15 protein-coding genes are annotated in these 13,256 nt (G+C 70.3%); 11 read left to right on the top strand and 4 right to left on the bottom strand.

The genetic code is table 11. From position 1 onward, the window contains the following. Positions 1–258 precede the first annotated feature (258 nt). From OG272_RS37725 to OG272_RS37705, 5 genes are read left to right on the top strand one after another with little or no spacing between them, the layout of a single operon-like run. The gene (locus OG272_RS37725; protein ID WP_405895579.1) at positions 259–2,052 is read left to right on the top strand and encodes an ATP-binding protein; all 1,794 of its coding nucleotides are present in this window, start codon (positions 259–261) and stop codon (positions 2,050–2,052) included. Beyond that, the gene (locus OG272_RS37720) at positions 2,039–2,473 is read left to right on the top strand and encodes a roadblock/LC7 domain-containing protein (protein ID WP_326575675.1); all 435 of its coding nucleotides are present in this window, start codon (positions 2,039–2,041) and stop codon (positions 2,471–2,473) included. The genes OG272_RS37725 and OG272_RS37720 overlap by 14 nt, the downstream gene beginning before the upstream one ends. A 4-nt stretch (positions 2,474–2,477) precedes the next feature. Beyond that, positions 2,478–2,846 (top strand): DUF742 domain-containing protein, encoded by a 369-nt coding sequence (locus OG272_RS37715; RefSeq protein WP_326575677.1) that lies wholly within the window; start codon positions 2,478–2,480, stop codon positions 2,844–2,846. Then, the gene (locus OG272_RS37710; protein WP_326575679.1) at positions 2,824–3,426 is read left to right on the top strand and encodes an ATP/GTP-binding protein; all 603 of its coding nucleotides are present in this window, start codon (positions 2,824–2,826) and stop codon (positions 3,424–3,426) included. The genes OG272_RS37715 and OG272_RS37710 overlap by 23 nt, the downstream gene beginning before the upstream one ends. Positions 3,427–3,463: 37 nt before the next feature. Then, positions 3,464–4,048, top strand: a complete 585-nt coding sequence (locus tag OG272_RS37705) for a GAF domain-containing protein (protein ID WP_326575681.1) — start codon at positions 3,464–3,466, stop codon at positions 4,046–4,048. Positions 4,049–4,189: 141 nt separating this feature from the next. On the opposite strand, the gene OG272_RS37700 is transcribed toward OG272_RS37705, so the two are convergent. Continuing rightward, positions 4,190–5,425: an acyl-CoA dehydrogenase family protein gene (locus OG272_RS37700; RefSeq protein ID WP_405895578.1), complete on the bottom strand. Its 1,236-nt coding sequence runs from the start codon at positions 5,423–5,425 to the stop codon at positions 4,190–4,192. A 794-nt stretch (positions 5,426–6,219) separates the two neighbouring features. Between OG272_RS37700 and OG272_RS37695 the strand changes: the two genes are divergently transcribed. From OG272_RS37695 to OG272_RS37685, 3 genes are all read left to right on the top strand, one after another. Beyond that, a complete protein-coding gene (locus OG272_RS37695; protein ID WP_326575683.1) occupies positions 6,220–6,501 on the top strand; it encodes a hypothetical protein in 282 nt (93 codons plus the stop codon). 74 nt (positions 6,502–6,575) lie between these two features. Beyond that, a complete protein-coding gene (locus OG272_RS37690; protein ID WP_405895577.1) occupies positions 6,576–7,004 on the top strand; it encodes a roadblock/LC7 domain-containing protein in 429 nt (142 codons plus the stop codon). Between the two features lie 44 nt (positions 7,005–7,048). Beyond that, the gene (locus OG272_RS37685; protein WP_327727348.1) at positions 7,049–7,651 is read left to right on the top strand and encodes an ATP/GTP-binding protein; all 603 of its coding nucleotides are present in this window, start codon (positions 7,049–7,051) and stop codon (positions 7,649–7,651) included. Positions 7,652–7,698: 47 nt separating this feature from the next. On the opposite strand, the gene OG272_RS37680 is transcribed toward OG272_RS37685, so the two are convergent. Both OG272_RS37680 and OG272_RS37675 read right to left on the bottom strand, forming a co-directional pair. Further along, a complete protein-coding gene (locus OG272_RS37680) occupies positions 7,699–8,613 on the bottom strand; it encodes an adenosine kinase (protein ID WP_326575689.1) in 915 nt (304 codons plus the stop codon). 118 nt (positions 8,614–8,731) lie between these two features. After that, the gene (locus OG272_RS37675) at positions 8,732–9,208 is read right to left on the bottom strand and encodes an ATP-binding protein (RefSeq protein WP_326575691.1); all 477 of its coding nucleotides are present in this window, start codon (positions 9,206–9,208) and stop codon (positions 8,732–8,734) included. A gap of 477 nt (positions 9,209–9,685) precedes the next feature. On the opposite strand from OG272_RS37675, the gene OG272_RS37670 reads away from it, so the two are divergent. The 3 genes from OG272_RS37670 (at position 9,686) to OG272_RS37660 (ending at position 11,762) form a co-directional block, all read left to right on the top strand. After that, entirely contained in the window at positions 9,686–10,561 is an 876-nt protein-coding gene (locus tag OG272_RS37670) for a helix-turn-helix transcriptional regulator (RefSeq protein WP_326575693.1), read from the top strand. Position 10,562: 1 nt separating this feature from the next. Then, positions 10,563–10,823, top strand: coding sequence for a DUF397 domain-containing protein (locus OG272_RS37665; protein WP_326575695.1), 261 nt, complete (start codon positions 10,563–10,565; stop codon positions 10,821–10,823). 123 nt (positions 10,824–10,946) lie between these two features. Next, entirely contained in the window at positions 10,947–11,762 is an 816-nt protein-coding gene (locus tag OG272_RS37660; RefSeq protein WP_326575697.1) for an SAM-dependent methyltransferase, read from the top strand. Between the two features lie 140 nt (positions 11,763–11,902). Here OG272_RS37660 and OG272_RS37655 read toward each other — a convergent pair whose 3' ends face one another. After that, complete coding sequence (locus OG272_RS37655; RefSeq protein WP_327727349.1) at positions 11,903–12,994, bottom strand: LacI family DNA-binding transcriptional regulator; 1,092 nt, start codon at positions 12,992–12,994, stop codon at positions 11,903–11,905. Positions 12,995–13,256: the final 262 nt, after the last annotated feature.

Below are 13,256 nucleotides of genomic sequence, written 5' to 3'. Positions count from 1 at the left end.
CAGCGCCCGAACGACAGAACCCGCAGGTGACCCGCCGCCCGACGGTCCCTCTTTCACAGGTGGCGCGGCATCCTGGCCGAGGTGTGAAGAACTGTTGCGGCGCCGCGTCATGAATAGGCGGTAAAAAGGCGTCGCAGGCCCTTGCCGCCACTGACGGCACTTCAGGTGACAGACCTCCCCTGAGCGTCCAGGGCTGCTGGTCAGATAGTTGACGTTCTTCGTTACTCTGTCGCGTACTGGCTGATCGAGAGGACTCCGATGCCTGAACCCCCACCCTTCGCAACGACCCCGGAACACGGTCGGCCGGACACGACGACTCCCCCTTCCCGTCACCGGCACGGAAAGCCCGGGGCGTCGGATTCCGCGAACTCCTCGGCTCCGCAACCCCGGCTGACGCGGCTCGCCGTACTCCCGGCCGCGTTCATGGCCGGAATATCCACCGCCGTCACGGGCACGGTCCTGCGACTGCAGGAGGGCACGGCCGACGCCGCCACCTGGGGCGTGCTGGCGGGCGGCGCCGTCCTCGGCTGCGGCTGCATAGCCGGGGCCGTGATGGCGGCCAGGAAGCGGGCCAGGTCCGACGCCAAGCGCGCCGAGTCGCTGCGGCGGGCCATCACGACCGGCAACTGGGCGCTCGACGAGGACCTGACCCGGCTCAAGCGGGGCGAGCAGTTGCTCTCGCGCGGCTTCGCCTACCAGGCGCCACGTGCCGAAGACCCGTACCAGAAGCTGGAGTACGAGGTCACGGAGGCCCAGCACCGGGCCCGCGAGGCCCTCGTCTGGGCGGCGAGCTACTTCCAGGCCGCCTCCGACGACAACAGCGACAAGGTCGAGGTCTTCGTCAACCTGGCCCGACGGCTGCAGTCGCTCGTCCACCGCACCATCCGCGAGCTGGACGATCTGGAGAACCAGGTCGAGGACCCGGATCTGCTCCGGCGGATCTTCGGCATCGACCACCTGGCCACCCGAATTCGGCGGCACGCCGAGAACCTCGCGGTGCTCGGCGGCGCGGTCTCCCGTCGCCAGTGGACCAATCCCGTGACGCTGACGGAGGTGCTGCGGTCCTCCATCGCCGAGGTCGAGCAGTACTCCCGCGTCAAGCTGGTGCCGCCGATCGAGGGCACCCTGCGTGGCCACGCGGTCGCCGACGTCATCCACCTGCTGGCCGAACTGGTCGAGAACGCCACGATGTTCTCCCACCCGGACACCCAGATCCTCCTGCGTTCCCGCCGGGTGACCGCCGGCATCGCCATCGAGGTGGAGGACCGCGGCCTGGGCATCCCCCAGGAGGACCAGGACCGGATCAACACGCTGCTGGCCGACCCGGCCCGCATCGACGTCGCCAAGCTGCTCGCCGACGGCCGGATCGGTCTGTTCGTGGTCTCGTCCCTGGCCCGCAGGCACGGCATCGCGGTCCAGCTGCAGGGCAACATCTACGGCGGCGTCCAGGCCATCCTGGTGCTCCCGCAGGGGCTGCTGGGCGAGGAGGAGGGGCCGGCGCCCCAGGCACCGGTCCAGGTGCGGCCGCCCGCCGCGCCCCAGCCGATGCAGGCGTCCGCGCCCGCCTGGGAGATCCCGTCCCACGCGGCTCCGCCGGCCGCCGTACCGCACCACGCGCACCTGGGTCACCCGGTCTCCCTCCCCTCCCAGGCCGGTCCCCCGGCGGGCGTACCGCAGCGGCCGGCCGCACCCGTGCCGCCCCCGGCGGCAGCCCGGCACGAGCGGGCGCAGCCCGTCTCCGACGTACGGTCCGAGTACCGTCCCTCGGGCTACGAGCGTCCGTCGGCCGCGCCGCACGGGTCCGGTGGGCCCGCCAGGCCGGTCCTGCCGAAGCGCCGTGCGATGGAGCACCTGGCCCCCGAGCTCCGCCAGGGACCCGCTCCACGTCCCGAGACCACCGAGCAGGACCTGAACTTCAGCCCCGGCCTCCTGGCCGGTATCAATCGAGGCTTCGGTCTCGCCGGCGCCACCTCCGACGCGATCCCCGTCGACGACACGCGCTGGGCCCCGCCCCAACCGCAAGGAGAAGAACCCCACCATGGTGAGCGATAGCCACCCCACCGGACAGAACATCGACTGGCTGCTGGAGAACCTCAAGAAGACCGTCCCCGGTACCCGCCAGGTGCTGTTGCTCTCGTCCGACGGCTTGAGCAAGGCACATGTGGATCTGGGTGCCGACGACGCCGACCGGCTGGCCGCGATAGCCTCCGGGCTCAACTCCCTGGGCCGTTCCTTCGGTCACGACAGGGTGCTGGGCAACGGCGGCACCGTCCGTCAGGTCATCGTGGAACTGCACAACGGCATCCTCATCGTGGCCTCGGCGGGCCACGGCGCCGTGCTGGCGGTCACCGCGGACGCGACGACGCACACCGAGACGCTCGGCTACGAGATGGGCATGCTGATCCGGGCCGTGCAGCCGTTCCTCGCCACGCCGGCCCGTCGCCCGACCGCACCGTCCAGCGCGGGGATGTGACGCGATGACGGACGAGATGTTCCTGGACGAGGAGGCCGGACGCTTAGTCCGGCCGTTCACCGTCAGCAACGGGCGCACTCGGCCCTCGACGCCTTTCGACCTGCTCACCCTGGTGATGGCCACCGGCATCCTGCCGAGCACCGACCTCGGCCCCGACCACGACACGGTGCTCGGCCTGTGTGCCAGGCCGGTGCCGGTGGTCGAGGTGTCCGCGCGGATGAACCTCCCGGTCGCCGTCACCAAAGTCCTGTTGTCCGACCTAGTCCAGCACGAGGCGCTCACCGCACGGGCGCCCCGTGCCGTCGAGGCGGCCTCCGCCGCCAACCGAGAAGTTTTGGAGGCGGTGCTTGATGGCCTACGCGCACGGCTCTGACCCCTTCCCGACCGCCCTGAAGATCCTCGTGGCGGGAGGGTTCGGGGTGGGCAAGACGACCTTCGTGGGGGCGGTCAGCGAGATCGCGCCGCTGAGCACCGAGGAGGTCATCACCACGGCCAGTGTCCGTACCGACAGCCTCGACGGGGTCGAGGAGAAGTCCACCACCACCGTGGCCATGGACTTCGGCCGTATCACCCTCGACTCGGACCACGTCCTGTACCTGTTCGGCACACCCGGGCAGGAACGGTTCTGGTTCATGTGGGACGAGTTGTCCGACGGGGCGCTGGGCGCGGTGGTGCTGGCCGACACCCGCCGGCTCGACGCGTGCTTCCCGGCGGTGGACTTCTTCGAGGTGCGCGGAATCCCGTTCGTCGTGGGGGTGAACGAGTTCGACGGCGCGTACCAGTACTCCATCGAGGAGGTCCGCGACGCCATCGGGCTGAAGTCCAACGCACCGATCGTGTTCTGCGACGCCCGGCACTGCAGCTCCGGTACGGGCGTGCTCCTCGAACTCGTACAGCATCTGCTCGGCATGACACCCGACGTGGCGTCGTACCAGCCACCCGTGCTCCGTTGATCCTTACTCAACTCAGCCGACCCCGAACGGAGTTCTCATGAACAGCCCCTACTCCTCCTATGAGCCACCGCTCGACCGTCTGCTCCTGACCCCGGAGGATCCGGCCGGCCCGCAACGCGCCGCCAGGATCGCCCAGCTGGGGCTCGGCAACGCCCCCCGGGCCGAGTTCGACGAGTTCGCGCGTCGGCTCGCCCTGGAGCTGGACGCGCCGTACGCGATGGTCAACTTCGTCGACGACAGGCGGCAGTTCTTCGCCGGGCTGTACACGCCGGACGCCGGACCCGTCAACATCGCGCAGGGGCAGGCGGCCGAGACCTCGGTGAGCCGGGAGATGCGTCTCGACCACGGCTTCTGCCCGCACACCGTCAAGCGGACCGCGGCGCTGGTGCTCGACGACGTCTGCGACTACCCGCGGTTCGCGGGCAACGCGGTCGTGGACGAGATCGGTATCCGCTCCTACATGGGCGCGCCGTTGGTCGACAGGCTGGCGGGGATCAACCTGGGCACGATCTGTGTCGTCGACACCGACTCCCGTACGTGGGGGCGGCAGCGGCTGGAGATCATCAAGCACATGGCGCAGGAGATGTCCGACCAGATCCAGGTCATCGCCGGCGGCAACTGAGCCCCACCGGGCACCGCCGGTCCGGTGAGGTCGAGGGGAAACGGGCCGCCGGGAACCCGGCTCACGAAAGCCGCGGACACGACGCTGTGTCCGCGGTTTCTCTGCTGACCGGCCCCGCCGGCGGACGAGACCGGAGTGGCCCTAGACCAGTTCGCCGACCGGGCTCAGTTCCGGCTCCCGCGACTCGACCCGCGGGGTGCGGACCAGATCGGCGAGACGCTCGGACCACTGGCCCTTGTCCTCGCCGAGCGCGAACTCGCCCAGCCTGAGGCCCTGGATGTCGGAGGTGCCGGCGGGTGCGTAGATGTGGAAGGCGTCGCGCAGATAGCGCTCCACCGGTCGGTCGGTGAACATGCCGCAGGCCGCGTGCATCTTCACGGATGCCTGGGCCGACTCGATGGACGACTCGACGTTGTAGAGCTTCGCGGACATGAGCTCGACGTCGCAGGGCCGCCCGTTGTCCAGCAGATGCGCGGCGAGATAGGCGCTCTGCCGTGCGAGGGTGAGGCGTTGCAGCATCCGCCCCAGCTCGATCTTGATGTTGGGCAGGTGCCCCAGCGGCTTCCCGTAGCGCTGCGTCTCACCGCAGTACCGGGCGGTCTCCTCGAACACCGCCTGGTGGATACCCAGGGACACCGCGGTCAGGTTGAGGCGGCCGTAGAGCACCGACGAGGAGTAGGCGACGGCCAGTCCCTCGCCCTCCGCACCGAGCCGGTTGGTGGCCGGCACCCGGCAGTTGTCGAAGATGAGCTCCCCGAAGCTGAATCCGTGCAGCCCCATGGAGGGCACCTGCCGCGCGAGGGAGAAGCCGGGCCGGTCGGACTCGACGAGGAAGGCCGTCATGCCCTTGGAGCCGGGCCCGGTGCGGACCACGACACCGTGCACATCGCCCACATGGCTGTTGCCGACGAAGACCTTGCGGCCGTTGAGGATGTAGTCGTCGCCGTCCCGTACCGCGCTGCTCTCCATGCCGGCTACGTGTCCCCCCGACCCCGGCTCGGTGACCGCGATGGTCGGCAGTACCTCTCCCCGGGCGATTTTCGGCAGCCAGTAGCTCTTCTGGCTGTCGTCGCCGAAGTGAACGATCTTGGCGACGCCCAGCTGGGAGGCCTGGACCATGGCCCCCATCGCGCCGCTCACCCGGGCCAGTTCCTCGATGATGACGGTCTTGGCGAGATGGCCCGCGCCCATACCGCCGTAGGCCGGGTCGATCGTGGCGCCGATCCAGCCCTGCTCGGCGATCAGCCGGGAGAGCCCCACCAGCGCGGTACGGGAGGCCTCCATCTCGGGTATCAGTGGCCGTACCACACGCTCGGCGAACTCTCGTACACGCTGCCGTAGATCCTCGTGGTCCTGCGTTGTGAAGACGTGTTCCACGCCAAGCCCTTCTCGCGTTTCCCCGCGCCGGAAGGCGCGGTGGCTGTACGTCAGGCTGTGGTTCCAAGGGGGGACCTGGCCGACGTGCAACATGGTCTACAAATCAACCTCTCACGCCAAGATCGTTTAAATGGTTTGGCCGAAACGTGGGCTGTTGAAATCTGAGCCCGAATGTGAGATATGAGTACGGTGATGTCCACATTTTGATACTTTCCTAGTCGAACTTGCTCGGTCATGCCGACCCGGAATCGGGCAACTGTCCACCTGACCACCAGGCACACCCGCCCGGAGGCGTCTTCCCTCCGCGCTGTGCACCGCCAAATACCAAACTGTCGTGCCATGCGTGCATGTTTGAGCAGGTCGCCGCAGAATTCAAGCCACCCACCCAGGCGCCGGATGTGGCCGGGTAGTGCTGATCCTGAGACGCTGATGTGTCGACAAGTCAGCTTTCGGGAACCCTCCGGAAGCGGTCCGTCCGCCGAGCCGTACCGCGCCCGCGTCGCACGCTTCCGGACGTCTCGTCAATCGCCGCCACGCGGCGCTAAGTTGCGCCCCGGCGGATGCTGACGACGGGGCTCGGGTCCTGATACCGTTCCGTCCGCCCGCAGACATTCGCCGACGGCGTGTCAGGCCGGAGCACAGGGGAGGCCGGGCGGCTCGCGGCACCCCCCATCGCCATCGGATGTTCGCTGTCCCACGAGGAATCAGATGCCAGGCACCCTCCCCCGCGCTCGAACGCACTCGCGCGGAGGGACCCCCATCGGCACCACGCGCGGTACGACCCGGTGACCCGGATGAGCGGTGACACGCCCCGCACCGAGGCCGGCGCCCCGCCCCTCCCCCAGGGCCCCCAAAGCCTGCCCCGGCGCCCCCGGAACACTCCACCCGCGCCTCCGCCCGGCGAGGACACGGCCGAGGCACCCGGAGCGGACGACGACGCACAGGACACGCTCTGCCCGGACGACCTGGCCCGCGCCATGGTGGCGATCCGGTGGGGCTCGACGCGGGCCCGGCTGGCCGGACCGGACGACACCGACGGTCCGCGCACACCACGACCCGGCCCCGGCGCCGCCTGACGGGCGCTGCCCCCGGCGCCCCGACGACCCGGCGCCGCCCCTGGCGCCGACCGACCGTGAGGAACAGGCACGACATGACAGAGCAGGTACGACCCGGTCCCCAACTGGACTGGCTGCTGGACGGACTCGTGGCACGCATACCCGAGATCCGCTGCGCCATCGTGCTGTCCGGGGACGGCCTTCTCATCGGCAAGTCGAAGGACATCCGGTTCGACGACGCGGAGCACCTCTCCGCCGTGGGCTCGGGCATGCACAGTCTGGCCCGGGGCGTGGCCCGTCACTTCCACGGCGGCGAGGTCCAGCAGACGGTCATCCAGATGGAGCGGGCGTTCCTCTTCGTCACCGCCGCGGGCCGGGGCGCGCGGCTGGCCGCCATCGCCTCGGAGGAGGTGGACGTCGGGATGATGGCGTTCGAGATGGGCACCTTGGTCAAGCAGGTCGGCAAATACCTGAGTGCGGCGCCCCGTTCGGAAACCCCGTCCGATTACGTGCAGGACGCGTGAGCCGCGACGGCGGCCGGGCCTGGAACTCGTCGAAAGGGTGATGGATGGTGTCCGTCAGCTCCGAGCCGGTCGTACCCACCGCCCTGAAGATCCTCATCGCGGGTGGCTTCGGCGTCGGCAAGACCACCATGGTGGGCTCGGTGAGCGAGGTGACCCCGCTGGCGACCGAGGAGCACATCAGCGCGGCGGGCAGACGCGTGGACGACCTCAGGGGCGTCGAGCGTAAGGTCTCCACCACCGTCGCCCTGGACTTCGGCCGAATCACCATCTCCCCCGAGCTGGTGCTCTATCTCTTCGGCACGCCGGGCCAGGACCGGTTCTGGTTCATGTGGGACGACCTGTGCAGCGGTGCCCTCGGAGCCGTGGTCCTCGCCGACACCCGGCGGCTCGACTCCTCCTTCGCCGCGGTCGACTTCTTCGAGTCCCGCGGCATTCCCTTCGCGGTCGGCGTCAACTGCTTCGACGGCCGCCGTGAGGTCGACCCCGAGCAGGTCCGGCAGGCCCTCGATCTGGCGCCCACCGTCCCGGTCGTCCTCTGCGACGTGCGCCAACGCCAGTCCAGCAAGGAGCTCCTGCTCGCGGTGCTCGGCGCGGCCCGCCGCAAGATGGAGGCGCGCCTGGTCGCGGCGGGGCTCCGGCCGGGCTGAGGCCCAGCGTCCGCCCGACCCTGCGCCCCTGCGACTCCGGCCGCACCTCAGGGAGTCAACTCCTCCGCCCGGGCGAGCAGTTCGGCGCGGCCGATGGAATCGGTACGGGTCGAGGGGACGGTGCAGGCGTACGCTCCGGCGATCGCGCCGAAGAGGCCGCACCGGTGCGGCGGTTCGCCGGTGAGACGGCCGAAGAGGTAGCCCGCCGCGAAGGCGTCGCCCGCCCCGTTGGAGTCCACCACCGGCGTCGGCGGGGCCACCGCCGGGATGTGGCTCAGCTCGCCGTCGGCCAGGTGGTAGGCGCCCCGCGCCCCGTCCGTGGCGACGACGGTCCGGGCCCGGCCCCGCTCGGCGATCCGGCGCATGGTCTTCTCCGGGTCGGCGAGCGCTGCGGCGGACAGGAAGACCAGGTCGGCGGCGTACGCGAACGGCTCGTGGTAGGGGTTGATGCCGTCCCAGTCGTGCAGATCGGTCGAGACGGGCACTCCCAGGTCGCGCAGCACCGGCAGCGAGGCCGCGCACGGCTGGCTGATGGAGACATGGACGTGGTGGCTGACCCCGGCCAGTGACCGGACCGCCTCCGGCGGCAGTTCGTCCACCTCCTGGCTCCGGCTGCCGTCGTAGAGCGAGCAGCGGCGCCCGTCCGGGCCGACCAGGTTCACCGCCCGCCGGGTGCCGCCGGGCAGGGGCGCCTCGGTGAAGGGGACGCCCCGGTCGCGGTGCAGGGCACGGACCAGGTCGCCCTCGGGGTCGTCGCCGAGCAGATCCAGGTGGTGGGTCCGCAGGCCGAGCGCGTGCGTGGCGACCGCCATGAAGTCACCGGTCTGCCCGGCCCGGGTCTCGATGGCCGGCACCAGATGGCTGTCGGCGAACGGGAGGGGCAACTCGGGGACGTACACGATCGTGTCGACGCCTGCCCCGCCCAGCACGAGGACGTCGATCTCGGACTCGGTGCGCACCATGCCTCCAGCGGTGAGGGGGTCACTGCGGAGGCAGCGTACGTCCGGGCAGGCCGGCGGGTGACCGGAGCGGGACTCCGGTCACCCTCACCGGCGAACGTGGCGGTGGGAGCCAGGTGGCCTAGGTCCAGGACGGGTCGGTCACGGGGAGACCTTCGTTCTCGTGCGGGGCCGTGTTCTCGTGCGGGGCCGTCGGAGGGGCGGGCTCGGGGGTTTCCCGGCCCTCCGACGGCAGTTCTGCCCAGACGACGCGACCGGACCGTTGTGGGGTGTGGCGCACCCCCCAGTCGCTGCTGAGCATGCCGACCAGCATGAGCCCACGCCCGTTCTGGTCGTCGGGGCCCGGACGACGCCGGGCAGGCTGTGCGTGACCGCTGTTCTGGTCCTCCACCTCGATCCGGAGCCGACGGCCGGTGAAGTGCAGCCGGCACACGATCCACTCGCTGTCCGTGTGTGTCAACGCGTTGGTGACCAGCTCGGACGTGATCAGGAGAGCGTCCTCGCAGGTCTCCGGACGCACCCCCCACTCGCCGAGCAACTCGCGCACGGTTCTGCGCGCCTCGCCCGCCGACGCGGGCACCGCGGGCAGTCCGAACACGCCCGCTCTGTGGGGTTCGTAGGCCTCTGTTCCAAGGGGTGGGTACATGGTCGGGGCTAACCGGTCCGTGGACGGGGGGAGGGTGGGCGGAGCCATCGCCGTATGCCTTTCGTTGGCCCTTCGCACCGGGGTGGTGCCGGTGCCACGGCCGCCTCGCCGTTCGCCGCGAACTCTTGCAACTCGTGGCGGACAGCGCTGAGTTGCGGCCACATCTCCCCCAACCTGGCCGCGCGGCCCCGGTGTTCGCCGAAGCCGTGACGGTACGTCCACTGTGGCATCCGCGAACAACACCTCGCAACCAGCAAGTTGAAATTTGCAATTTGTGCGTCGCATGACGCCCCCGTTCGCGCCAAGATCGTGTCAGACTGCGCTCTCGAAGCGACTCGTACAACAACGCGCAACCCTTGAAGGAAAGTGCGCAAGAGCCGTAAGGCAGTGCGACATGACCTCTGTGCTCGGCGTGAGGGGGTGGTGGGCGTGACCGCGGAGACGGACTGGGGCGGCGCCCCCTCCGTGCTGCGCATGATCCTCGGCAGACAGCTGGAGGAGCTGCGCACGCGTGCCGGACTGACGTTCGAGCAGGCGGGCGAGGCGATCGGTGTCAGCCATTCCACGATCCGCCGTCTGGAGGCCGCGAAGGTCGCCCGGCTCCGCCTCCCGGACGTCGAGAAACTGCTCCAGGTCTACGGCGTACGGGACCAGCAGGAGATCGAGACCTTCCTGAAGTCGGTCCGGGAGGCCAACAAACGCGGCTGGTGGCACACCTACCGTGACGTCCTGCCCGACTGGTTCGCCGCCTACCTCAGCCTGGAGCAGGCGGCGCTCCAGATCCGCGCGTACGAGGCACAGTTCGTGCACGGCCTGCTCCAGACCGAGGAGTACGCCCGTGCCCTGCTCGGGGCCGGCAACCCGCACGCGGCGACCGAGGACACCGAGCGGCGGGTGGCGCTGCGGATGCGGCGCCAGGAACTCCTCACCCGTGCGCAACCGCCGCGGCTGTGGGTGGTGATGGACGAGACGGTGCTCAGATGGCCGGTCGGCGGACCGGACGTGATGCGCGCCCAGATCGACCATCTGATCGAGCTGAACCGGCTGCCGCATGTGACGGTCCAGCTCATGCCGTTCCACAACGGTCCGCATCCGGCGATGCGGGCCGGTGCGTTCCACCTCTTCCGGTTCAGGGCACCCGAGTTGCCGGACATCGTCTACCTCAGCGGTCTGGTGGGCGCCGTGTACCTCGACAAGGGCGACGACGTCGTCGTCTACCGCGAGGCCCTGGACCGGCTGGGCGCGCAGTCGGCGCCCGCCCGCAAGACCGAGGTCCTCCTCGGTGCGATACGCAAGGAGCTCTGACGTGCACCACCACATACCCGACGGAGTACACAACGGCGTCCGCAACGGCATGCCCGCCCGTGATCTCGGCACCCAGGACTGGCGCCGGCCGTGGAGCGACGACGCGGGCGGCGCCTGCGTCGAGGTGAAGAAGCTCGCCGACGGCCGGGTCGCCGTACGCCAGTCGACCGACCCGGACGGGCCGGCGCTGCTCTTCACCCCCCGTGAGATGACCAGCTTTCTGGCCGGAGTGAAGGCGGGCGAGGCCGACTTCCTGCTCTGATTCCCTTGCTGCCACGTCTCGTTGACGCACCACCTGTTCGAACCCGGGGTTCACCGCTTGCCGAACCCCCGGCATTTGCCCGACCGTGCACCTGGACCACACGACCTGATGGGAGGGGCGGCGTTGCCCGACAACGGATGGCCGGCCGACCGGATCGACACCGAGCACGCGCATTCCGCTCGGATCTACGACTACATCCTCGGCGGCAAGGACTACTACCCGGCCGACAAGGAGGCCGGTGACGCGATGGCGCACGAGTGGCCGGCCCTGCCGGTCCACATGCGCGCCAACCGTGACTGGATGAACCGCGCGGTGCGCTGGCTCGCCGAGAAGGCGGGCATGCGCCAGTTCCTCGACATCGGAACCGGCATCCCCACCTCCCCCAACCTCCACGAGATAGCCCAGTCGGTGGCCCCCGAGTCCCGGGTCGTCTACGTGGACAACGACCCGATCGTCCTCACCCTGTCCCAGGGGCTGCTGGCCAGCACCCCCGAGGGCAGGACCGCCTACATCGAGGCCGACTTCCAGGACCCGGAGACCGTCCTCGGCTCCCCCGAGTTCCTGGAGACCCTCGACCTGAGCGAGCCGGTCGCACTCACCGTGATCGCGATCGTCCACTTCGTCCTCGACGAGGACGACGCGGTCGGCATCGTCCGCCGTCTCCTCGAACCCCTCCCCTCGGGCAGCTATCTGGCGATGACCATCGGCACCGCCGAGTTCGCCCCCGAGGAGGTGGGCCGGGTGGCCCGCGAGTACGCGGCCCGCGACATGCCGATGCGGCTCCGCACGATCGACGAGGCCCACGAGTTCTTCGACGGCCTCGAACTCGTCGAGCCCGGCATCGTCCAGGTCCACAAGTGGCACCCGGACGGCACGGGCGAGCAGGACATCCGCGACGAGGACATCGCGATGTACGGGGCGATCGCAAGAAAGCCGTAGGTCCTCAGAGCACTCGGCCCGGCACCGCCCAGCTTCTCGGTGCCGGGTCGGTGGGCTTCTTCTGGGGGCGCGGGGAACTGCGCGATCAGCCTCGGCGTACCCGCAGCCGCTGACGCACCTTGGCGCCCCGGCACGGAGCGCTACCGTGCCGGCCCCGTACTGTCACGAACGATGAGTTCGACGGGGATGACCGGGTCCTTCTCCAAAGCCTCACCCGTATCCGCCGGGTCGTCCAACTGCGTCAACAGCAAGCGCAGCGCCCTCGTGCCGATCGACGAGAAGTCCGTACGGACGGTCGTCAGCGGCGGCAGCAGGTGCGCCGCCTCCGGGATGTCGTCGTAGCCGACCACGCTCACGTCGTCCGGGACCCGGCGCCCGGCCTCGTGCAGGGCGCGCAGCAGGCCGAGCGCCATCTGGTCGTTGGAGACGAACACGGCGGTGACGTCCGGGTCGTCCGCGAGCCGCCGCCCCAGCTCGTAGCCGGAGTCGGCGCTCCAGTCCCCGACGAGGGGTTCGTGGACGCGTGCGCCGGCCTCCCGCAGGGTCGCGCGCCAGCTCGCGGCGCGTCGGTCGGCGGAGGTCCAGCCGGTCGGGCCCGCGATGTGCCGGACGGTGGGGTGGCCGAGGGCCAGCAGATGTTCGGTCGCCAGCCGGGCGCCCCCCGTGAAGTCCGAGGAGACGACGGGGGTGCCGTCGCCGAGACCGTTGTCCAGCATCACCATCGGGGTGTCCGGGCGGGACCGCGCGAGTGCGGTGGCGACCGGACGCTGGGGGGCGATGGCGATGATCCCGTCCGCGCCCTCGGCGGACAGCCGGTCCACCGCCTGGACGACCGTGTCCCGGTCCGCCGTGTCGAGGGCGATGGAACTGACGAGGTAACCCGCCTCCTGGGCCGCCGTGTTGATCGCGGTCAGGGTGGAGGCGGGGCCGTAGCGCGCCGCGTCGAAGGAGATCACCCCGAGCATCCGGGTCCGGCCGCTGGCCAGCGAGCGTGCGCTGCGGCTGGGGCGGTAGCCGAGTGTCCGCATGGCCTCCAGCACGGCCTCCCGGGTCTCCGCCCGGACCGCCGGGTTGTCGTTGAGGACGCGGGAGACGGTCTGCTTGGAGACGCCGGCGAGGCGGGCCACGTCGTCCATCACCGGGCGGGAGCCGGCGAAGTTGCGTCGGCTGCGGCCGCGGGCGGCTCCGCCGGGGCGTTCGGCCGCGCTGCCGTCCGTCGTGCTTCGGGGCATGCGGCTGCTTCCTTCTTCGAGGGGGCCGGTCTGTCGTGTTCTGCGTGGGGCCACAGGATAGGTCCGGGGATTTCGCCCCCGCCGCCCCTACCCGTCCCGTCCCCAGGGGCGCTGCCCCTTCGACCCCGAGGGGTGGGTTGTCGGGTGCGGGTAGGTGGGGCTTCTCGCGCAGTTCCCCGCACCCCTAAAGGGCCGCAGGACCTTCAAGGGGCGCGGGGAACTGCGCGAGCAACCACGACGGACCCGCAGCTGGGGTCGAAGG

Origin of the sequence: Streptomyces sp. NBC_00104 (genome assembly GCF_045160825.1) — a bacterium.
Lineage (GTDB): Bacteria > Actinomycetota > Actinomycetes > Streptomycetales > Streptomycetaceae > Streptomyces.
Note: the sequence above shows the minus strand (reverse complement) of the source record. Positions and strands in the feature narration are given on the sequence as shown.